The following is a 20,441-nucleotide window of genomic DNA, read 5'->3' on the forward strand; positions in this document are numbered from 1 at the left end:
TAACTTTGTTAGTTTTATTTAATTATGGACTCTATTGCCCACCCTGGTTATTTATGATAATCATCAGGTGATGTGTATATTAAATTTCAAAGCTGAAAATGTGATTTACTGCACGATATACCCACTAAGTGGTATGGTCAAATAAAACTCATAGGAAGCTCATGTTTTACGTGAATCTTATATTTTTTATATACCCGTCATACTTCAAGTTGCAGGTGTGTTGGCGGCATTGTTCAACACGCGAGCGAGTTGTCCTGCAACTCGAATTATTTGGGGTATAGATAAAATATCGGCCCCTGCAGGGTATCGATATCAAAACGTTTTTTGTTCGCTGTATCAGGGGAGGCTTTCTACACTGCGCCATAACAAATAAGACACAGCAAGCGCCTATCACCTGAATATTTTTGGATACATTCAATACTGAAGGTAATGTTATGGAAGAGTATTCCCGCCGCCGATTTCTCACTTATATGGGGGGGGCCATTTTTATAACTGGCAGTTCCTCATTGGCGTTAGCAAATGAGGCTGCACCGCAAAACGCAACACCTGCTACTGGCACTTCGAAAGGAGTACGTTATGGCATGTTGCACAACGAATCACTGTGTATCGGTTGTAAAGCCTGTATCGGTGCCTGTAAAGAGACCAACCATGTCCCCGATGGTGTGACCCGCCTCGAGATCCTGACCTCGGTTAATATTCCGCGCACCTCGACCAGTCGTGCTGTGCGTCAATATTTCCGTAAATCCTGCCAGCATTGTGAAAACCCGCCGTGTGTTTCCGTGTGCCCGACCGGCGCTTCTTTTAAGGATGCGCTGACTGGCATCGTTGACGTCAACGACAAGCGCTGCGTGGGCTGTCGCTACTGCATCGCGGCCTGCCCTTACCACGTGCGTTTTATCAACCCGGTAACCAATACTGCCGATAAGTGTAATTTTTGCCGTGAAACCAATCTGGCCGCAGGCAAAAAACCGGCTTGCGTCGAGATCTGTCCGACCCACGCACTGGTGTTTGGCGATTTGAACGATCCGGCTAGCGATATTTCCCAGATGATCCTTGCGAATCCAACTTATCGCTCCAAAGTCTATCTGGGCACAGAACCGAAGTTCTATCGCATTCCGGGCAAGCGCGGGGTAATCGACAATGCTTAATGCCTTTCACTTCAACACGCTAGTGTGGGATTGGCCCATCGCCATCTATCTGCTTTTGGTCGGCATTTCCGCTGGCATGATCACCCTCACGATGTTGCTGAAGTACTACGTGCCAGCTGAGTACAGCGGCAAAAATCCCATCGTTATAGCAACGGCTGTCGTGGCACCGCTGTCGGTAATGGTCGGTCTGATTATTCTGATCTTCCACCTGACGCGCCCGATGACGTTCTGGTACCTGATGGTCTTCTACAATCCCGGCTCCATCATGTCACTCGGTGTGATGCTGTTTCAGGTCTACTTCGTGTTTATCATCCTGTGGCTGGTCAGCCTGTATCGCGATGAGTTGCTGACGCTGGTGAGTAAATTCAACAACGGTGGCCTGTTCTCTCTGGTGCGTAATCTGAGTGCCATTATCCAGAAACGTATCAGCTGGTTTGAAAATACGCTGTTGGTGTTGGCAATCCTGTTGGGGTGCTATACCGGTTTCCTGCTGTCAGCCCTCAAATCCTTCCCGATGCTGAACAACCCAGTGTTGCCAGTACTATTCCTCGCCTCGGGCACCACGTCAGGCATTGCGGTTGCATTATTGGCCGGTGCTATGAATCGCCGGTTTATTAGCGAGCACAAGGGCACGCTGCATTTCATCCACAAGATTGAAAATCCGGTGGTATTCGCCGAGCTGTTCTTGTTGTTCGCCTTCTTTGTCGGGCTGTTATTGGGGGGCGGTCAGAAAACTCTGTCGGCGCACAACGCACTGACCGGTTTCTGGGGCAGTGTGTTCTGGATTGGGGTTATCGGTGTAGGCATCGCGGTTCCGCTTATCGCCGGATCCCTGAAGCGGCACGACAGTGCGCCAGGCCGCAAGCAGATGGCGTTTATGGCAGGTCTCAGTCTGCTGGGTGTGTTCTTGCTGCGTATGTTTGTCCTGTACGCCGGCCAGATGACTGTGGCGTAAATGATGAAGACGTCGTGGACCCTGTTCTGGATTGCATCTATTACTTTTTTTATGCAATCCGTCGACACGACGATGCTGTATATCGCACTGCCAGCTATTGCGGAGGTGTTTCACCAACCGGTGCTACATATGGAGCTGATTGTTATCTCCTATGTTGTCACCGTGGTGGCCTTCACCCCCGTCAATGGCTGGATGGCAGAGCGACTGGGTGAGCGTAACACCTACCTTGTCGCGGTCACTATTTTTATGACCGGCTCGTTACTGTGCATGGCTGCGACGTCTATCGTCAGTCTGAGCGCATTTCGTTTTATGCAAGGGATTGGTGGTGCGTTAATGCTGCCGATAATCAGAACGATTATTTTGAAGACCACGCCAGATACCATGAAACTCTTATTCCTCAACCGCATTACGCTGCTGGGGTTACTGGGCACCATGATTGGCCCGGTACTGGGGAGTTTGATGGTCAATATGGTGTCGTGGCGTCTGATTTTTGTGCTTAACATTCCCTTGTGTCTGGTCTGTCTTATATTGGCGAGAAAGCATATCCCTGCCAATATGCAGGTTCCACACATTGGGGGAGACACCTATAAACTGATGCTGTTGGTAGGTATCTTATTTCTTGGCGCATTTCTGCTCACCGCGATACCCAAAAATATCATCAGTCTACCGCTGAGCATCTCGCTGGCTATTGCCGGTTTTGGCCTGGTATTCCTCTATTTCAAACGGGGTATGCTGACAGATAGGGCTAACTCGCGTGAAAACCTGTTCGCTATTAAAACATTTTCTATTGGTGTGACTAGCGGTATTGTCACGCGAATTTTGCTCTCCTCGATCCCAGTGGTGCTGTCGCTGATGCTGCAAACCAAGCTAGCATGTGACCCTATCACGGTTAGCCTGATTTTATTATTATTCTCCAGCGGTGCTCTACTCTCTAAAATTGGCTTTGAGCCGCTGATAAAACGGATTGGTTATCGCAAGCTGCTCCTGCACACCACGGCCTTTACCTCTCTGTGCATTTTTGCCATGGGTGCTGCAGTACAGGAGAACGCAACGATATTCATCGGCATTATTGCTGTGCTGCTCGGCATTCTGATCTCAACATTGCATTCTGCAGAGAATACACTGGCCTTCAGCAGCCTGAGTCACCACACCTATAATAACGGCAATAACATTATGACGGTGACCCAGTTACTTTCCATTATGGCCAGTATGGCATTAACCTTTCCTATGTTGCGTTTTCTTACCCGAGTGGAGAGTGCTATTAATTTAAATAGTTTCAGTCTATTATTTGTTTTACTCGGTATCGGATTACCTATTTGCTGTTTTATATTCATGCATCTCAATGAAGATGACGGTCATCATTTTATTCATGGGAGGTAAAGTAAGGGATAGCACGAGGGGGGATGGTGTCGGCTTTGTTGAATACATCAGATTTTGGGGTAAGTATCTCTGTAGCAACGTGTTGCACTCAGTGCAATCATATTGTCTTGCTTAGCGAAGAAAAATAGCGAGTGAGATATTCATGAAGGTATTCACCTGACGCCAGCAGAACAGGAAGTGGGCTGTAAATAACACCAGGGTAATTTACGTTGTCAAGGCTTTTCTTATCAGGACTAACCAGGTTCTCAACCGTACGTCCGAAACTGATGCCAATGACGCTGACTGTATTCATCGCAAGACCCGCTGGCAGATCGTTATCAAGAATAATCGTACAGCGATGTTAGTTGGCATCAAATTTCATCTCTAATCCTCCATGATATCGGAATGACTTCAACGAGAGGTGGTAATGTCATTTAATACCGACAGCAAACCACTGTTCAGTGTAAAGTCACTGGGTATCTCAATATCAATAACCTTCCAGTCCGCAATCGATTTCCATTTTATAACCCCCTTTTGGTGATCGGGGTGAATAATATAGGCATTCAGATCATCACGGTTTTCAAATAGCCCTATCACCACGAAATCTGCTGCAATATCCCGGATTGTGGTATTCCTGCCACAGGTCCATCCTTTTATTTCGCTAATGTGATTGGGGTGATCATGCGTTGCTTTTTCGGCATCAATGGCTTCCTGGGATGACCAGTTCCATGGACTCCTAAACGTAAACATCACGATATGCATTAACATATGATTCAGCTGCTCCCTTGCTGTGTGTCATCATTCATCGAAAAGCACACATAGTATGCAGCAGATGAATGGGATTGTGTTACCCATATCGTTTACCGGGTAGGGGTTTTGAGGTAAAGATCACCTGATTTTTCTTTAAAAATAAAAGAGATTTCTATCATATCGGGTGCCTGGCCCGATACATTGCGCACGCGGTCAGAAACGAGCAAATCGATACGGCTTCGGGTCAATCAACGGTGTATGGCCTGATACCAGGTCAGCAGCCAACTGCCCAGCGGCAGGCGATGTACCGAAACCGTGGCCGGAGAAACCGGTTGCCAGCGTCAGGCCTTTCAGTGCCGCGACTTCCCCTATCACCGGGTTGGAATCTGGCGTTACATCGATGACGCCAGCCCATGCCTGCGCCAGCTCCGCCTGCTCAAATACCGGCCAGGCTGCACGCAGGTTACGCATCGCTTCCTGATTCAGCGCTGTATTCGCGGCAGGATCAAGCGTGCGAATGCGCTCAAACGGCGAGCGGTGATCACTGCGCCAGCGGCGCGCCAGCGCCAAATCTTTAACAAAATAGTTGCCAAGTGAAATGCGCAGGTTGTCACGCGCCTGGCGCAGTTGCGGTAGATAGCGCATACCAATCAGCAGATGATCGAGCGTTAGCGGTGCATCCAGTGCGCCACGCTGGGTAATGATAAAACCGCCATCCTGATGTTTACGAAATGAGAAGTCTGGTGCACCGACTGCAATAGAGGTCGGCCCTTCCAGCGGCTTGGTGCGCATCACCGAACAAATCAGCGGCAGCGTGGGTAACGCAATACCCAGATTACCAAGAAAACGCCGCGACCAGGCACCTGCCGCCAGTAGCACGTGCTCGCAGCGAATTTCACCTCGCTCGGTGACCACACCACTCACTTTGCCACCACTCGTCTCCAGCGTGCGCACGGCACACTGCTCGACGATGATCGCGCCTTTGGCGATAGCCGCACGAGCAATCGCGCTGGCTGCCAGTGTCGGCTCCGCACGACCATCGGAAGCGGTAAAAATACCCCCAGCCCATGTGCCTTTTCCACCCGGTACTCGCCCGGCAATGTCTGCTTTACTCAGCAGTAGGGTATCCAGCGCAAGCGGTGCGACCGCGTTATACCAACTTTCATGTAGCGCCATCTGTGCTTCACTGCGGGCAATGAACATAATGCCTGCCTGACGATAACCTACATCGCAGCCAACGCGTGCCGCCATTTCAGCCCACAGGCGATCAGCCGCCTGCGCCAATGGAATGTCATCGACAGCACGGCTGGTTTTACGAATCCAACCCAGATTGCGCGATGACTGTTCGCCTGCGATACGTCCTTTCTCCAGCACCACCACCGGAATATTGCGCTCTGCCAGCGTCAGGGCAGCGGTTAAACCGACAATACCACCGCCAATAATGACGACGGTGGTGGACTCAGGAACGTCAGATGACATGGTAACGGGGGTAATTTCTGGTGACATAGTGCGCCTCCTGGTACGCCTTACCGCGCAACGGTGATTTCCTGAACGTCAGCCCTGGCGGCCCCGCGATACGCCGTGACCTCCAATTCCACTTTGTAAACCGTCGAACCCAGCGGCGGGCAGGTTACCGTGGTGGCTGGGTTGATGCCCCGAAACTTATCCCCGATGATGGCCATGACTGTTGGCACATCGTCGGGATCCTGAATAAACACCCGCGAGAACACGACATCTTTCAGTGAGGCATCAATGGCGGCGAGTGCTGCTTCAATGTTGGCGAACACTTGCAACGTCTGTTCACTCACATCAGCCGGGATTTCCTGGCTGACCGGATTGCGACCCGCGGTATTAGAGACATAAATCCAGTTATCCACCGCGACAAGGCGTGAGTAGCTGCCCATTTCCTCAAACTTCGAGCCAGTTTTTACTTTAATGATACGTGTCATGCTGGTTGCCCTTAATTAGCTCAGTACCGGGGTTTCCCACAGGTTTAATTTCACGCCGATGTTGTTAGCCAGCGCGTTGCGATATATCACGGTTCCCCAGGCAACATCCTCCACTGGCATGCCACCCACCGACATGATGATAATCTCGTCGTCGTTCTGACGTCCCGGCGCATCACCGGCCACGATCTTACCGATGTCTTCCAGTTGCTCTGTCGTCAGTTTCCCTTCGGCAATCATGTCCATAAAGCGAACGCCAATCACCGGAATCGTTTTATGTGCGGGTTTAGGGACTTCTTCAAACCACGCCTGATAGAGGCCGGTATTATCGAGTACTTTACGCACGTCACGTTGTTCCATTCCGGCGTCGATGTTGCACAGCGCAGGCATGGCAAGGAACGCACCGGGTTTTACCCATTCGCGTTTCACCAGCGGATAACTGTCAGGCTCGCCGACTTCGCCCGAGCTGCAATAGGTGACAATATCTGAATCCCGCACCACGGCCTCCAGCGTGTCGACGACATCGATATGCTTGATTTGTGGGTAAGTGGTTTGTACCCAGGTGATGAAATGATCGAGGCTACGCTGACCGCGCCCCTTCACTTTGATAGTGTCAATCTGCGGGCAGACGGCGATAAACGCTGACACGGCCGTTTTCCCCATCACGCCAGGCCCCAGTAAGCCAATCACCCGTGAATCTTTGCGCGCCAGATGACGTGCCCCAACGCCGGGTACCGCACCGGTACGATAAGCAGAGAGCAGGTTGGCAGACATATGTGCCAGCGGTGCGCCGGTGTCGGCATCGCTGAGCGTGAACATCAGAATGGAGCGCGGTAGCCCCTTTTCGCGGTTGGCAATATTCGAGCCATACCATTTCACCCCGGCGGTGCAAAAACTGCCGCCAAGATAGGCAGGCATCGCCATTAAACGGCGATCGGCCGTCGGCTTAGGCATGGTGGGGAACGGCGAGTTTTCCGGGAACGTCACCATCGCGCCGTGTGAATCGTTATTCGCACCAGCCATGCGGTAGTCACCCCGATAAAGCAAACCAAACATCTCCTCCATAGTGTCGACGCAGGCGGGCATGTCGGTAACCCCCGCACGGATCATGTCCTGCTCCGACAAGTAGATAAAATCAATCCGGGTTGAATCAGTCATGGTCTGGCCCCTTTCTGTTTTATTTTCAGTATTGCCGTCGACACAGTGCGACTGGCATGCAGGTGAATGACCATAGAAATACGTGACGGTAGTCGGCCTGTATTGAATATTTGCGACATCGGCGTGGCACAGGGTTTGCATTATCAAGCGATAGGCTTAGTCGATATCGGAGCATGTCATGTCTGAAAATTCCCTTTGTCGCCCTGCAAGAAGCTTTCTCCCGGAACAGCCGTGGTTTGTGCTCAATTCAGCGCAGCATTATTCGGTGACCGCCTCAGAAAACCCGGCAATTTCACATTTTTACAGCTTCGATGTAGCGCAAACGGCAGGGATGACGCTGGCGGTGCCTGACGGTTGTGTTGATATCGTTTTTGATTGCGACCCGCTGAATCCCAAAGGTCGCGTGTGTGGTACCACGCTAGAAGCACGTGGTGCCGACATGCTGCACAACCATCATTATTTCGGCGTGCGTTTTGCGCCGGGTGTTATTCCTGATTTTCTTGATGTGATGGCCGAAGAGATCGCCAACCGTGAATTCAGCTTTCTTGACGTGGTGCCAGATGCCCGGTTGGCGTTTGAACAAATTGTGCAACAGCGCGATTTTTCACGGCAGATTTCATTATTTAATGCCTATTTCACGCCAAGACTGGTGCGTAAGTCTTCACCCGTCACCACCTCAATTATTCGGGCGATGGTGCAGCAGAAGGGGAATATCCGTATCGACCAACTGGAAACGTTGACCGGCTATACGTGCCGGACTATTCAGCGGCAGTTCCGCCAGGACACCGGGTTATCACCGAAAGCATTTAGTCGTATTCTGCGCGGCCAGTCCGCACTGCACCGCATTCATTCACAAGAGGATATTTCCTTTAGCAACCTGGCGTTTGACCTCGGTTTTAGCGACCAGTCGCACTTTCTGCGCGAATTTAAGAAGTTCGTCAGTATCACACCGTGCGATTATCAGCGGCACATTGCAGACGATGCGTTACTCCATCGCCTGCGCTACCACTAAGCACCACAACGGTGCAAGCCTGCACCGTTGCCCTGTCCGATTTTTTCTATCCGCGTATACGGGGAAATGATTCAGTGAAGTTACCTGCTTCAGGCGACGCAGATTGTCTGAAAAATTTCACTCTCTTTCACGGAGACGCTAACGATGAACAACGATAATGGTTTACGCAAAAATACGTTGGGCTTATTTTCCCTGGTCTTTTTTGTGGTCGCGGCCGCATCGCCTTTGACTGGCGTGGTTGGTGGCCTGCCGATAGCGATTATTTCCGGCAACGGCGGCGGCATTCCGGTGTTTTATATTCTGTCGTGCATTATTTTGATGACGTTTGCGGTGGGTTTTATCGCCATGAGCCGCTACGTCAATAATGCCGGTGCTTTCTATACCTACATCTCCAAAGGGTTGGGTGACCACTGGGGAGCATCAGCCTCTGTGCTGGCGCTGATGGCCTATGCTTCCATTCAGGTGGCGATTGTTGCCATGCTCGGTTTTTTTACTCAGCTGTTTTTGGAGGAGCATGTCAGCCTGCATCTTCCCTGGTGGACGCTGAGCATGGTATTTACGGTGATTGCCTGGGTGCTGGGCATCAAGCGCGTTGAGGTGGGGGGTAAGTTGCTGGGCGTGCTGATGCTGGCTGAAGTTGCCATCGTACTGTTGACTGACGTCATGCTGCTGGTAAAGAAAGCCGGTTCCTACACCGTCGAATCGTTTGAACCTTCGGTGTTTATGCACGGTAACCTTGGCATCGCCTTTATTTTTACTATCGCTTCCTTTATCGGTTTTGAATCAACAGCCATTTACGCTGAAGAGTGCCGTGACCCGCAGAAAACCGTACCACGTGCCACCCTCTGTGCCTTGTTGCTGATCACCGCCTTTTTCTGTTTCACCAGTTGGTCACTGGTGCAGGCGTATGGCTTCGATGACATTGTCGCCATTGCCAGCAAGGACCCCGGTAATTTTGTCTTCAATATTACTCGCCAGTATGTCGGGCAGTGGGCGGTCGATAGTATGTCGGTTCTGTTGATCACCAGCCTGTTCGCGGCCTCTCTGGCCTTTCACAACAACATTTCGCGTTACATCTTTAGCATCAGCCGTGATGGCCTGATCTGGAAAGCACTGAGCAAAACCCACCTGACCAACGGCACCCCGCATAATGCCAGCCATCTGCACAGCGTTATCCTGTTGATATTGCTGCTTGGAATAGGAAGCGCGGGCCTGGATCCGATGGTGCATATTTTTGCTATCGGGTCAGCCGTCGCGACCCTGTGTATTCTTATTCTGCAATTGGGCGTATCGGCTGCGGTGGTGATGTTCTTCCGCCGCATGTCCACCAACGATAGCCGCCTGCAGGTCTTCTGGGCACCACTGCTGTCGGTGATTTTCATGTCGATCACCATTATTCTGGTCGTCACCAATCTGCAGTCCTTGAGTGGCAGTGATTCCGTGGTGGTGAAGACGATCCCGTGGTTTATTGCGGCCTGTGCGCTGGCGGGGTATTACATGTCATCACTGCGTACCGTGAGAATCTAAGACAGAAGACGTGTTTTGCCTTCTTCTGTTTCAGCAATGAAAAAGGCGCTCCCGCAGCGGTGTGTGGTGAGCGCCTTTTACTGCCTTTTCAGACCCTAAAATGAGCGAATTAACTTAGCGCATTTATCGAGGGGATGTGTTTCGCCCACGGTTTCACTCGCTCTAGCTCAGCGGCGAGTGACAACCGCGTTTGCTCATCACCAAAACGGGCTGCAAAGTGTGAACCAATAGGTAACCCTTCCTGCGTCCAGTAAAGCGGGACAGACATGGCGGGCTGGCCGGTAGCGTTAAATAATGCGGTAAACGGGCAATAACGATGAAACCCTGATCTTACCCACCAACAGTGGACACATGACGTCACTCTCAAGTAGGGGGGGATTACTCTGGAAGGGGGGACGTTGCGTGGGGAGGATCAGCTTGTGTAGCTATAATTCATCACGGCAGAACTGTCATACTGCTGTCGAGTGTTCGGCGGGGAAATGCTGAAGCAGTGAATGCCTCCGTGAGTAATGATAATCGTGCCACAGGTTTGGAACAAAATTATTGTATTTCTGAATAATATTCATTTACATTTATCAATGAGTTGTATTTTTTCATCTTGCATATTGGGATAATTATGTTTATGCGATTGTTTTGGATAGGGATGTTTTGTGGATGTGTGAGTGGATGTTCTGTTGCAACCTATAGCCATAAGTTAGAGGATTATTCGGGAAGTGACCGTGTTGGAATGACCTTTGATAACCGAAATCTTGATTACATTCGTGTTTATCCGAATACCCATGAATGTATTAATTTAGATGCACCTGATAATGGGTACACTAATAATGCTGTTGGTTTTCAAACAAAGTTGAATAATAAGGAACTGGGTTTTCCTGAAATTCCGGAGTCCTCACCAATGAAACGTGAGTTTTGGGTGAGTGCCAAAGGGAATATCGCAGTGAGAATGGTCGCACCAAATGGTGTTGCTGACACGATAACATTTAAACCGGTTATCGGAAATTATTATTATGTCACTGGTGTTTTAGTCAGCCCATATTCGTCTCGTCACTTGGCTGTTTACGAGGTTTTTAAAACGGATAAAGGGTTTTATGATCGTAGGCCTGTTACCGACCTTGCAATAAAGAACTGCAAGGTCTTCGAGTCCCGATTCCAGCAATTCTGACTTTATTGCCAGATAATCTATGTATTATCTGGCAATATTGGTTAACTAATAAACATTGGCTAACTGTTGTCCGGTAAATGTGCCGTTATACCATGCATCCAGTACAGATAACAAATTCCTGACCTCTGCTTCTGTCATGGCGTACGAGCTGCCATTTGTATAGGGTTGAATAACCAGCAATTGGACATCAGAGCGAGAGTGCAGGTAATCAAATTGGTACTCAACCTCTTCATTTTCAAACATTGTTCCCGCAACGTTTCCCCGTTTACGTAGCATAGTCATTTTTTGGTCTTTAGCTTTGGGCTGTTTTACCCATAGTAGGAAATCACGCAATGGCTGTGTTTGTCTTTGATAATCGTCGCGAGTGAACCCGAAGTAAGCGTATTTATTGTATGTGACTAATGCGACTTTGCTTTTGTCATCTGAAATTTTTAGATTGAATACTTGTTTACCGTCCGTACATTCATTGAACTTGGGTTTGTAATCGCAGGCAGAAACACCGTCAATTTTATAGACTTCGTACAGACGTAGCGTAGCATATTTGTCAAAAGTGGTGAGTGCCTGGCAGCCGGATAAAATAAAAAGCATAAAAGGTAGTACGAGATAGCGCATAAACTTGGATTCCTCACGAGTTTGTATATTGCAAAACGCCACTGATAGTGGGGTGCAGAGACGTTCTAAGTTTTCGTTTTATGGCGAAAAGGATTCTGGTTAGGACCAACTAAATTAAAGGGAGTGTATCAATAAAAATAATTATTATCATCTTATGTTTTTATATCTCTCTTAGAGAGGGAAAACGAAGACGGAGAAATCGACGCTATCCCGATGCGGCTAATTTCTACTCTACCAGCCTGTACGAGCTGGTTCACTGGAGCGGTGGTAAAAAACGCCTTAACCGTGAAATGAAAGGAAAGTTTGGCTGTGAGGGTTACGTATTTGAGGCGTTGATCGCCGAACTGGGAAGTGCGTTTCTGATAGCGAATCAGAGGTTCAGCATGAAAGCTATATCATCACTTCCTGGCTGAAAGCACTGCAAAACGACAAAGGTTATATTTTCAAAGCCGCCAGCGCTGCATCGAAAGCGCATCGTTATCCGATGGGTAAGGTTTTAGTTGAAGTACAAGATGCCGCAAAGGAAGGTGGCGTTAACCTGATATTGGGGTAACCAGTCTGACGGCGTTGTCAATTTCCCTGAGAATGTTCCGGGCATTCAATGCCGGAACATTCTCAGGTTGCGGGCGGCAAAGAGCCCACGCATCCCGCAAACGATGTTTTTACACTGGTGATTGCTGTAAACAATGGCTCAGATATCACGACTGACTGTGAAACTTGCAGGATAGCAAAGGTAAATCGCTCTCTGATCCGCTCACAAACGCGCGAATGACTTGTGATTAATGCAGCCCTGGCCGATTAACGTGATACGCACAGCCTCAATAAGCGGAGTATGCGGTTCATGGCCTAAAAAATTGATCAGTTTTGCATTATCCATCTGTATGGCCTGTTCCCACAAATAGCGCATTTCCAGCATTTCATGCAGTGTGGTGTTGAAAGGTGCCATCGCCAGGATGAGCCACCAGGGAAAGGATTTTACCTTCGCGTTAACACCCGCAAGTTGTGCGACACGTTGTATGGCTTCGGCCATCGCCGTGCCATCGGCATCCCAGTGTCCTCGCATATGAAAACAGGCAAAAGGGTCAAGTTGATCCCGACGCGCTAACAGCGCAACCAGGGTTTCGGCGACGTCCGGCAGGTAGGCCCACTGGTGGCCTATCCCGGCTTTGCCTGGGTTTTTAATTATCCGTGGGTGTTGCCCCGGTTTGATCCATCCCTGTGAAAACCAGTTATTGCCTGCGTCGGGGCCAAAGAAGTCACCGGCCCGCAGAATCAGCACTTTTCCGCCACGCTGCGCGTAGGCGAACAATGCCTTCTCCATTTGCACCCGTATTGCCCCTTTTCTGGTGACAGGATTTTGGGGAGAGTCTTCCCGCAAGAGTGGAAAGGCGTCCGGACCGTAGTTGTAAACGGTGCCAGGGAGAACGATTAATGCTCCATTTCGCTCTGCGGCATCGATGGTGTTCTGTAACATTGGCAAAACCAGCTGTTCCCAGTTTCGATAACCTGGCGGATTAACCGCATGGACAATCACGCTACAGTCTGATGCCGCCGCCGCAACCTGCTCAGCATTTAGCGCATCACCGCTTATCCACGTCATACTCACGTGCTCTTCATTCTGCGGGACGTTACGACGCAATGCATGAACGTCCCATTTTTCGCGGATGAGTTTACGGGCGATTTCGCTACCGATTCCGCCTGTTGCGCCCAGTATGAGTACCTTGTTTTTGCTTTTCATGGTGTTACCTTTGCCGGATGTCTGCTTGACATCGTAGTGCCTACACAAGCTAAATGTAATTGCATGACATCAGACAGCAGGTATGCATTTTTGTATGAGGCTAAATATTCCATGGGAATGGTATCGAACCTTCCTGGCGGTGATGAAAGAAGGTTCCCTGTCGGGGGCAGCCCGTCAACTGGCAATTACCCAGCCCACAGCAGGGCGCCACGTGGCGGCGCTGGAATCCGCCCTTGGTCTGGTTTTGTTTACACGTTCTCAGACTGGTCTACAGGCCACAGAAGCGGCGGTAGCAATTCAGAGCCATGCGCAAGCGATGGAAAACACGGCCAGTATGATTGAGCGTTCGGCTGCCAGCTTCAGTACCCACACTGCCGGGTTGCATGGTGTGGTTCGCGTTTCTGCGAGCGAAATTATCGGTACAGAAGTGCTGCCTCCCCTGATTGCACGAATTAAACAAGATTATCCGCAACTTACCATTGAACTGGTGCTATCTAACCGAATGCAGGATTTATTGAACCGGGAAGCGGATATTGCGGTACGCATGACCACACCGGTGCAGGAACAACTGATTGCGCGTCGGTTGGGCAGTATTGAAATTGGTCTACATGCCTCACCGTCCTATCTGGCACGTCATGCCGCACCAGAAAGTATTGACGAGTTGTTCACCCATACACTTGTGGGTTTTGATAAAACGACGCCCTTTATTTTACAGGCGCTGAAACACTATCCTCAGTTAAATCGTGAACGCTTTACCGTGCGCACTGACAGTGATGTGGCGCAATTGAACCTTATCCGCGCAGGTGCGGGCATAGGGATATGCCAGGTTCAATTGGCCGATTTTCCTGTTCCATTAGAGAGGTTGATGTCTGATTTTTTTGCATTTCATCTCGATACCTGGCTGGTGATGCATGAGGACTTGCGCCACAGTAAGGCCTGTAAAACGGTGTTCGATATTCTTGCAGAGGGCTTACAGGCTTATATCAATAACGTCGGTTTGTGACAATCCCAGCAGGGGAACTGGCGCAGCACAGGAAATCAAAGCGTTGCCGTTCTCGAATGAGTTCGAGATTCAATGCTATTGCTTCCGCTTAATTTGATGTATTTAGAAAATTGAATTCTATTCCTCATGTTCACAAAGGCGCCGACCTATGCAACATCTCCCCGAGATTATTGGAATTGCAACGGCGCTCACCGCTGGCTCAGCAAGCCCTGGTCCGAGCTTCGTGATGGTGGCACGAACATCGGCAAGTATGGGCCGACTCAATGGCTTGTTAGCAGCGTTGGGGATGGGGTTTGGGGGATTGATTTTTGCAATAGCATCTTTGCTGGGACTTCATGGCGTTTTGCTTGCGGTCCCGTCGTTATATTTGCTCTTGAAAGTAGGCGGTGGTCTTTATCTGGCTTACTTAGGCTTCCGTATCTGGAAAGGGGCGCGTACCCCTCTTGTTGCTGAAATTCAGCGGCATGATCGTTCAATTTCACTATCTCCAAAATTTCTGGTATTGGGCCTTACCACTCAACTCAGTAATCCGAAAACGGCTATTGTCTATGCCAGTGTTTTTGCCGCATTTCTTCCATCAGATAGCTCGCTGGCCTTTAAGGTCGTCATTGCATTGCTCGTCTTTTTAATCGAAGCCAGCTGGTATGCGCTTGTCGCGATTGTTCTTTCCGCTCCTAAACCTCGAAATTTGTACCTTCGCGGAAAAACGTGGTTTGACCGAGTCGCAGGTGGCGTAATGATTGCCCTTGGGGTCAAGTTGGTGATTTGAGATACCAGAGACGTGAACCGCCGGGATTAATCAACAGGTACAGGCCGTGAGAATCGGAAACTTTGTAGGGTTTTGCTGATGGTTTTACGTTGAGGATTTTTGAGTCATTAAGAGACATGTGGGGGTCACTCCGTCATCGAACTAACCTGACCCCAAATCTGACCACCAAATTCTCCCGATGCAGAGGGAAAACTGAAAATGCACCGGGAAGACATTTCACGCTAACTTATTGAATCCGAATTACATAAGGATTCGCAAAGAGGCATGAAAACAAGAATTTGGCTCCTCTGACTGGACTCGAACCAGTGACATACGGATTAACAGTCCGCCGTTCTACCGACTGAACTACAGAGGAATCGTTTGAACGGGGCGAATCTTATCTGTGGTACCTTGCGCTGTCAACGGGCAAAACCGACATTCCGTACTGACTGCTTGGCTTATGTACAATCCGCAGCGTTCATCATCATTATGATGATAAATCAGTCGGCTGGCGGTATTGCCTGCCAGCGTTGCAAGCGCTCCAACGGGTCCTGACGATAAAAGCTGCAAAAATTCCGGTATACCTCTGGGAAACGCTCCACCAGCAAGTCAGGCGCGCTGAAGAAATATTCAGACAGCACCGCAAAGCACTCGGCCGGGTCGGTGGCGGCGTAAGGATCCATGCTGGCGGCATCTTCTCCCACCAGTTCGATTTCTTCGCGCAATGCCTCCATGGCGGCGTGCAGGGTTTGTTCCCAATGCGCGATGTTGCGTAGTGGCATCGCCGGTACGCCAGAAGGGCGTTCATTACCACGCTTATCTAGCTTATGCGCAACTTCATGAATAATCAGATTGAACCCGGAAAGATCAAAGGAGTCTTGAATCTCCAGCCAGTTCAGTACGACTGGTCCCTGATCCCAACTTTGGCCGGACTGAACGTTAGGGCCGCTATGCACCAGACCGAACTCATCCATCCACTCGCCATCTACCGTGAAAGGTGCGGGGTGGATCAGTACATCATGAAACCCATCAAGCCATTCAATACCCAGCTTCAGCACCGGCAGGGAAAATAATAATGCGATACGTTGTGCCATCAGCTCGGTGAGTGCCAGCCCCTGCAACGGTACCAGGCGTTTTTGGCGTAAAAATTGTCTTGCTACCATTACCACCTGTTGCCGTTCAGGTTCGGCTAGTGGCGTTAACAGCGGGATTGATAGTGCCTGCTGCCAGTCTAAAAACGCATCAGGTGTAGGGGATTTCCATTGCCACTTCATCATGGTGTTGCTCGCTAAGTCATCACTTGAATTCAAAGGCGTCGGTTTGTTCTTGTTAACATGCCATAAAACAGGGCATTATAAGCACCAATTTCGTGGAGAGATGCCGGAGCGGCTGAACGGACCGGTCTCGAAAACCGGAGTAGGGGCAACTCTACCGGGGGTTCAAATCCCCCTCTCTCCGCCACTACTTCTTTTTGCTGTCCACTCCATTCTGTATTCTTTCGTTCGTTGATTTATCCCGTATAAGTGCATGGTGTAGCCTAACACCCGATGATGAGTGTTTCTGGCAGAACCGTCATGAAATTACCATTTTTATACCATAAGTTCTCGCCATTGATACCCTGGTTCAGCGCCGGTAGGGATACCGCTATGCTGTTTCATTTTATTGCTTGTTAATAATGAAGGTGCAGCATTCTGTATTGTTGTTTCTGGTTGATAGCACAACAATGAGCGCGAGAAGTGTGGTGTCCAATCCCTTTATGATAATGACCGAAGCGATACGTTTTCGAAAGAACCTATTTTCTACTGAACTGGTGAAAATAGATTTTATTCATTGTCTAAATAAGGCTGATTGAAATGACTGAAGAAGATATCTATCCACTGTTGGGTAAATTGGCGTATGGCCGTGTTTATGCTTATGCCGTGCCCTGCTGTGACTATCATGCGCCACACCAGAAACATCCATTTATTCTTTTTTCACTGAGTCAGGAAAATAATTATAACGCCTCTCAGCAGTTGTCCAGCCAGAAAGTGACCGTCAGCGCAGATTGCTATGCGCATACCGTAGCTGAAGCCCGCGCGTTGCGTGAACAGGTACGAACGGCGCTGTCAGTATTGCAGCCGAATAAAACCATCGAATATAACGACTTTGATGTAGAGTACGAAAAATTCCGTATGACACTGGAAGTTGATATTTCTCGTTAATCATTTGATTTTAAATTTCTCGTCAACATCCATCTGGTATTGGGTTGGCCTGCTTTTGACCGTTTCATGCAATAAAGGAATAATGTTATGTGGTATAAGTCAGGTGGTTTGTCTTTATTTTCTGGCAGCAAAGTCGTCTTGGGTGAAAATACCCTGTGGGCAGATAAGAATAATGGCGTTAGTGCCGGCAGCATGTTGCTGATTTTTGCTGATTGCGGCATTAAGATTTATGAAATTGCCTCTGTCATGTCAGATACCGAGCTGATGCTGTCCAGTGAATATAGCGGTTGTACCGCTAATGGTGTGCATTACGCTATTCCCGTGTTTGGCAGTAACGACACCTTCGATCATGCTGCTTATGTGGCGCAGATTGCGGCGATGCTGGCAGGTTACCAGTCCCAACTGACTCAGTGGAAACAAGTGCTGACCGAGCGCGGCCAGGTGACGCTGACGGATAATAGCGGCCAGAGTGTGGTGGTGAAAACGCTGCCAGATTTGACTGATGCCGTGAGCCGCATGATGGATAAAACCCTCAATGGTGCGGATATTCCGGATAAAGCGCAGTTTGTCGCTAATCTGGGATTAAGCGACGTAGTGCATAAGTCCGATCTGGCAAACCACACCCATACCGCCTCGCAAATTACCGACTTCACTGACGCGGTGCGTAAAGTTCTGGTGGCGACCCTGGCAGCCGGACAGGGTGTTTCACTGAATTACGATACAACTAACAATCAGTTGGTTGTGAGTGCGACAGGTAGTAATAGCGGCGGCGGAAATAGCGATGGTGGAAATAGCAGCGGTGGCCGCGATTATACGGTGGTGACGCAGAGTATTACTGCTGTAACGTCGCCAGTGGTGTTTCGCATCAATAATCAGACGACCTATGCCTATGATGCGTATGCTCTAAAAGAAGAAGTTGGTTCTAAAACACAAGTCCAGCTGGATGATTTTGGAACCAATAGCGCCAGCTCATATTCTGCGACCGGGGATGTAATCTTTGACGGGGCGTTGCGTTCTTACGCCAATGAAACGCTGAATACTACTCAGGATGGTGCTTTTTATAGTACGCCGATTCGCTCTGCTGGCAAGGATGTTTCATTTGATCTGATTACTGACTCTCTGGTATCAGGTTTAACATCTGCCACATCTATGCCAGGCGTCACTGTGTCTCAAAGTTCGTCGGCGAAAGGCGCTGAGGTTGTATGGCAGGGTTGGTATGCATTCGACAATAATCAGCAAACAATTTGGAGTTCAGAGGCTCCGTTACCGCAATGGCTTTCGGTCAGTTTTTCTGACTTGAAAACACTAACCTTTTATTCAATCTCTCCGTCACGGTTTGGTGGTGGTGTGTCTCCGCGATCATGGAAAATCCAGGGTAGTAATGATGGTGGTGTGACATGGACCGATGTTGATGCACGCACGGGTATTTCATGGGGGAGCAGTACACAAACATTCAGGCTGGCAGCCGCTGTACAGTTTAAGGCCTACCGATTTTACTGCACTGCAGTGAATGGGCAGACTGATAACACAGTAGCGATTGCTGATTGGGTATTGTTTAATGACGCGAAGAAGTTTCTCTTGTTGGCCGACGATGGAAGCTATTATACCGCCGCCAATGGCACATTAACGCAGGTTGCCGCTCCCACATCCGCAGCAGACATTACGGCCACTGGGTTTGCAAGTTCAGGCAAGATCACTGAAGCTACGTTAGCTGGGAAGAAGTTGGTAAAACTCGTTTCTGATTTTCCTGCCAGTTGCCGAGTGGTGTATACTTCTTACCCGCAAATTGCGATTCAGAAACTGGTTACTACAGCTAATTCATGGAGCAGCCTGGTTTCAGTTGTACCGACTTATACGCAGTCTGGGTCGGGGAATATCCGTGTAGCGGTTTCCAGAAATGGTAATGATTGGTCTGTCTGGAATGGGTCGGCATGGACATCAATTGGTGCATTGACTGCAGATACGGCTAGTGCAGCTAAATTGCTGAGTAGCGGAACGTCATTATCAAGTATAGCTGCAATTACCGCTGCGCAGTGGGCACTGTTATATAGCAATAATTCGGGTATACCTGACGCTATCAGTTTCGCATTTGCGATAGATATGCCTATTGCAGCAACTGATGTCGCTAACATTGATAATCTGTCTCTCACAATTACAGCCTCTGCATGGAAATTGCAAACTCCGGCCGAGGTTGAAATTCGTTGGTATCGTGATCAGGTGACATTCAAACCAGCTAGCACCGGTAACTATAAGTTTGCTTATCAGCATCCGTAAGGTAGGTGAACGTAGTCTGCCATTTATTGATTGAAAATTAGGACAAAAAAATGCCCGGTTAAACCGGGCATATGAATAGCTAAAGGAAACGCTATTAACCGTGCAGGCGGCGGGTAATTTCAGCAACGCGTGCGCCGTACAGTTTAGCGGTTTCCAGGTCACCTGCCGGGATGGCATCCGCACCAGCGTCAGACGGAGACTGAATCAGTGCACCGGCAGAACCACCGAGGTTGTTGGCATCGTTACGGGTGGAAGCAAGCGCGTTAGCTGGAGCTTGTCCCAGGCTAACCCAGATACCGCCGTGCTGTGCCGCCAGCGTCTGCAGATAAATCAGGGTAACTTGCTTGTCACCATTCAGGCTGGCGCTGTTGGCGAAACCACCAAATACTTTGTCCTGCCAGCCACGGGTAAACCAAATTTTGGAGCTGGCATCAGCAAATTTTTTGAACTGCCACGGTACGTTGCCCATGTAGGTCGGCGCACCGAAAATGATACCGTTTGCGGCGTTCAGTGTTTCCCAGTCGGCGTCGGTGATATCGCCGTTGCTATCAATAGCGATCAGGCCTGCCTGTGCGCTTTCTGCAACCAGTTCAGCGATATGTTTGGTGTGGCCGTAGCCGGAATAGTAGACAACCGCGAGCTTGCTCATAGTATTTCCTCATGTATGGACGGATAAAAGCGTTAGTAAAACCATAAACCATGTTCAGGGATGTCGGCATATTATCGTGTCCCATTTTTATAAACAATGAATTACCCGAAAGTACCTAGGTTACCCTGTGGTAACCCGAGGTTGATAATTTGAATGAAAATAATCAAATACGAACTGATAGCGTATTTCTTTTTTATGA

General features: G+C 49.3%; 19 protein-coding genes, 2 tRNA genes and 2 pseudogenes. 12 read left to right on the plus strand and 11 right to left on the minus strand.

The annotated features are described in order from the left end of the window. Positions 1-434 precede the first annotated feature (434 nt). The 3 genes from LF929_RS08020 to LF929_RS08030 are packed head-to-tail and all read left to right on the plus strand — an operon-like array spanning position 435 to position 3,483. A complete protein-coding gene (locus LF929_RS08020; protein WP_226092892.1) occupies positions 435-1,148 on the plus strand; it encodes a 4Fe-4S dicluster domain-containing protein in 714 nt (237 codons plus the stop codon). Then, on the plus strand, positions 1,141-2,103 hold the full coding sequence (gene nrfD, locus LF929_RS08025; RefSeq protein ID WP_226092891.1) for a cytochrome c nitrite reductase subunit NrfD: 963 nt from the start codon (positions 1,141-1,143) through the stop codon (positions 2,101-2,103). The genes LF929_RS08020 and nrfD overlap by 8 nt, the downstream gene beginning before the upstream one ends. Then, positions 2,104-3,483, plus strand: coding sequence for an MFS transporter (locus LF929_RS08030; protein ID WP_226092890.1), 1,380 nt, complete (start codon positions 2,104-2,106; stop codon positions 3,481-3,483). 139 nt (positions 3,484-3,622) lie between these two features. Here LF929_RS08030 and LF929_RS08035 read toward each other — a convergent pair. The 5 genes and pseudogenes from LF929_RS08035 to LF929_RS08055 form a co-directional block, all read right to left on the minus strand. After that, positions 3,623-3,811 (minus strand): annotated as a pseudogene (locus LF929_RS08035) (DUF2000 family protein); the annotation flags it as partial. 62 nt (positions 3,812-3,873) lie between these two features. Then, positions 3,874-4,230: a Dabb family protein gene (locus LF929_RS08040; protein WP_226092889.1), complete on the minus strand. Its 357-nt coding sequence runs from the start codon at positions 4,228-4,230 to the stop codon at positions 3,874-3,876. 195 nt (positions 4,231-4,425) lie between these two features. Then, positions 4,426-5,718, minus strand: coding sequence for an FAD-binding oxidoreductase (locus LF929_RS08045; RefSeq protein ID WP_226092888.1), 1,293 nt, complete (start codon positions 5,716-5,718; stop codon positions 4,426-4,428). A gap of 20 nt (positions 5,719-5,738) precedes the next feature. Beyond that, a complete protein-coding gene (locus tag LF929_RS08050) occupies positions 5,739-6,161 on the minus strand; it encodes a RidA family protein (RefSeq protein WP_016942663.1) in 423 nt (140 codons plus the stop codon). 15 nt (positions 6,162-6,176) lie between these two features. Then, positions 6,177-7,316, minus strand: a complete 1,140-nt coding sequence (locus tag LF929_RS08055) for a tyramine oxidase subunit B (protein ID WP_226092887.1) — start codon at positions 7,314-7,316, stop codon at positions 6,177-6,179. Positions 7,317-7,494: 178 nt separating this feature from the next. Between LF929_RS08055 and LF929_RS08060 the strand changes: the two genes are divergently transcribed. Continuing rightward, entirely contained in the window at positions 7,495-8,328 is an 834-nt protein-coding gene (locus tag LF929_RS08060; RefSeq protein WP_226092886.1) for a helix-turn-helix domain-containing protein, read from the plus strand. Positions 8,329-8,472: 144 nt separating this feature from the next. After that, positions 8,473-9,855: an APC family permease gene (locus LF929_RS08065; RefSeq protein WP_210175538.1), complete on the plus strand. Its 1,383-nt coding sequence runs from the start codon at positions 8,473-8,475 to the stop codon at positions 9,853-9,855. A gap of 109 nt (positions 9,856-9,964) precedes the next feature. On the opposite strand, the gene LF929_RS08070 is transcribed toward LF929_RS08065, so the two are convergent. After that, entirely contained in the window at positions 9,965-10,123 is a 159-nt protein-coding gene (locus LF929_RS08070; RefSeq protein WP_246753729.1) for a hypothetical protein, read from the minus strand. A gap of 354 nt (positions 10,124-10,477) precedes the next feature. Between LF929_RS08070 and LF929_RS08075 the strand changes: the two genes are divergently transcribed. Beyond that, the gene (locus tag LF929_RS08075; protein ID WP_226092885.1) at positions 10,478-11,017 is read left to right on the plus strand and encodes a hypothetical protein; all 540 of its coding nucleotides are present in this window, start codon (positions 10,478-10,480) and stop codon (positions 11,015-11,017) included. 45 nt (positions 11,018-11,062) lie between these two features. Here the strand turns inward: LF929_RS08075 and LF929_RS08080 are convergent, their stop codons facing one another. Further along, on the minus strand, positions 11,063-11,629 hold the full coding sequence (locus LF929_RS08080; RefSeq protein WP_210175540.1) for a hypothetical protein: 567 nt from the start codon (positions 11,627-11,629) through the stop codon (positions 11,063-11,065). A 206-nt stretch (positions 11,630-11,835) separates the two neighbouring features. Between LF929_RS08080 and LF929_RS08085 the strand changes: the two are divergent. Continuing rightward, positions 11,836-12,182, plus strand: a pseudogene (locus tag LF929_RS08085) (zincin-like metallopeptidase domain-containing protein); the annotation flags it as partial. A 201-nt stretch (positions 12,183-12,383) separates the two neighbouring features. Here the strand turns inward: LF929_RS08085 and LF929_RS08090 are convergent. Continuing rightward, positions 12,384-13,367 carry an NAD-dependent epimerase/dehydratase family protein gene (locus LF929_RS08090; RefSeq protein WP_210175541.1) on the minus strand — a complete coding sequence of 328 codons (984 nt, stop codon included), beginning with the start codon at positions 13,365-13,367 and terminating at the stop codon, positions 12,384-12,386. 94 nt (positions 13,368-13,461) lie between these two features. On the opposite strand from LF929_RS08090, the gene LF929_RS08095 reads away from it, so the two are divergent. Together LF929_RS08095 and LF929_RS08100 are read left to right on the plus strand one after the other, a co-directional pair. After that, on the plus strand, positions 13,462-14,370 hold the full coding sequence (locus tag LF929_RS08095; protein WP_210175542.1) for a LysR family transcriptional regulator: 909 nt from the start codon (positions 13,462-13,464) through the stop codon (positions 14,368-14,370). Between the two features lie 148 nt (positions 14,371-14,518). Further along, the gene (locus LF929_RS08100) at positions 14,519-15,139 is read left to right on the plus strand and encodes a LysE family translocator (RefSeq protein WP_210175543.1); all 621 of its coding nucleotides are present in this window, start codon (positions 14,519-14,521) and stop codon (positions 15,137-15,139) included. A 279-nt stretch (positions 15,140-15,418) separates the two neighbouring features. Here LF929_RS08100 and LF929_RS08105 read toward each other — a convergent pair. Together LF929_RS08105 and mtfA are read right to left on the minus strand one after the other, a co-directional pair. Next, positions 15,419-15,494, minus strand: a tRNA-Asn gene (locus tag LF929_RS08105). Positions 15,495-15,618: 124 nt separating this feature from the next. Beyond that, a complete protein-coding gene (mtfA, locus tag LF929_RS08110) occupies positions 15,619-16,395 on the minus strand; it encodes a DgsA anti-repressor MtfA (RefSeq protein ID WP_226093671.1) in 777 nt (258 codons plus the stop codon). Between the two features lie 94 nt (positions 16,396-16,489). On the opposite strand from mtfA, the gene LF929_RS08115 reads away from it, so the two are divergent. The 3 genes from LF929_RS08115 (at position 16,490) to LF929_RS08125 (ending at position 19,593) form a co-directional block, all read left to right on the plus strand. Further along, positions 16,490-16,579, plus strand: a tRNA-Ser gene (locus LF929_RS08115). Positions 16,580-16,971: 392 nt separating this feature from the next. Beyond that, complete coding sequence (locus LF929_RS08120; RefSeq protein ID WP_038904751.1) at positions 16,972-17,319, plus strand: DUF3168 domain-containing protein; 348 nt, start codon at positions 16,972-16,974, stop codon at positions 17,317-17,319. 87 nt (positions 17,320-17,406) lie between these two features. Next, positions 17,407-19,593: a discoidin domain-containing protein gene (locus LF929_RS08125; RefSeq protein ID WP_210175545.1), complete on the plus strand. Its 2,187-nt coding sequence runs from the start codon at positions 17,407-17,409 to the stop codon at positions 19,591-19,593. Between the two features lie 94 nt (positions 19,594-19,687). Here the strand turns inward: LF929_RS08125 and LF929_RS08130 are convergent, their stop codons facing one another. Then, a complete protein-coding gene (locus LF929_RS08130; protein ID WP_210175546.1) occupies positions 19,688-20,242 on the minus strand; it encodes a flavodoxin family protein in 555 nt (184 codons plus the stop codon). Between the last annotated feature and the right edge of the window lie 199 nt (positions 20,243-20,441).

The sequence above is a fragment of the Dickeya oryzae genome (assembly GCF_020406815.2).
GTDB lineage: Bacteria > Pseudomonadota > Gammaproteobacteria > Enterobacterales > Enterobacteriaceae > Dickeya > Dickeya oryzae.

What these genes read in the sequence shown, in the direction of transcription:
- LF929_RS08095 (WP_210175542.1), top strand. Translation starts at nt 13,462, where the DNA reads ATGAGGCTAAATATTCCATGGGAATGGTATCGAACCTTCCTGGCGGTG.
- LF929_RS08120 (WP_038904751.1), top strand. Translation starts at nt 16,972, where the DNA reads ATGACTGAAGAAGATATCTATCCACTGTTGGGTAAATTGGCGTATGGC.
- mtfA (WP_226093671.1), bottom strand. Translation starts at nt 16,395, where the DNA reads ATGATGAAGTGGCAATGGAAATCCCCTACACCTGATGCGTTTTTAGAC.
- LF929_RS08100 (WP_210175543.1), top strand. Translation starts at nt 14,519, where the DNA reads ATGCAACATCTCCCCGAGATTATTGGAATTGCAACGGCGCTCACCGCT.
- LF929_RS08050 (WP_016942663.1), bottom strand. Translation starts at nt 6,161, where the DNA reads ATGACACGTATCATTAAAGTAAAAACTGGCTCGAAGTTTGAGGAAATG.
- LF929_RS08090 (WP_210175541.1), bottom strand. Translation starts at nt 13,367, where the DNA reads ATGAAAAGCAAAAACAAGGTACTCATACTGGGCGCAACAGGCGGAATC.
- LF929_RS08065 (WP_210175538.1), top strand. Translation starts at nt 8,473, where the DNA reads ATGAACAACGATAATGGTTTACGCAAAAATACGTTGGGCTTATTTTCC.
- LF929_RS08040 (WP_226092889.1), bottom strand. Translation starts at nt 4,230, where the DNA reads ATGTTAATGCATATCGTGATGTTTACGTTTAGGAGTCCATGGAACTGG.
- LF929_RS08070 (WP_246753729.1), bottom strand. Translation starts at nt 10,123, where the DNA reads ATGTCTGTCCCGCTTTACTGGACGCAGGAAGGGTTACCTATTGGTTCA.
- LF929_RS08020 (WP_226092892.1), top strand. Translation starts at nt 435, where the DNA reads ATGGAAGAGTATTCCCGCCGCCGATTTCTCACTTATATGGGGGGGGCC.
- LF929_RS08060 (WP_226092886.1), top strand. Translation starts at nt 7,495, where the DNA reads ATGTCTGAAAATTCCCTTTGTCGCCCTGCAAGAAGCTTTCTCCCGGAA.
- LF929_RS08030 (WP_226092890.1), top strand. Translation starts at nt 2,104, where the DNA reads ATGATGAAGACGTCGTGGACCCTGTTCTGGATTGCATCTATTACTTTT.
- LF929_RS08075 (WP_226092885.1), top strand. Translation starts at nt 10,478, where the DNA reads ATGCGATTGTTTTGGATAGGGATGTTTTGTGGATGTGTGAGTGGATGT.
- LF929_RS08130 (WP_210175546.1), bottom strand. Translation starts at nt 20,242, where the DNA reads ATGAGCAAGCTCGCGGTTGTCTACTATTCCGGCTACGGCCACACCAAA.
- LF929_RS08080 (WP_210175540.1), bottom strand. Translation starts at nt 11,629, where the DNA reads ATGCGCTATCTCGTACTACCTTTTATGCTTTTTATTTTATCCGGCTGC.
- nrfD (WP_226092891.1), top strand. Translation starts at nt 1,141, where the DNA reads ATGCTTAATGCCTTTCACTTCAACACGCTAGTGTGGGATTGGCCCATC.
- LF929_RS08055 (WP_226092887.1), bottom strand. Translation starts at nt 7,316, where the DNA reads ATGACTGATTCAACCCGGATTGATTTTATCTACTTGTCGGAGCAGGAC.
- LF929_RS08045 (WP_226092888.1), bottom strand. Translation starts at nt 5,718, where the DNA reads ATGTCACCAGAAATTACCCCCGTTACCATGTCATCTGACGTTCCTGAG.
- LF929_RS08125 (WP_210175545.1), top strand. Translation starts at nt 17,407, where the DNA reads ATGTGGTATAAGTCAGGTGGTTTGTCTTTATTTTCTGGCAGCAAAGTC.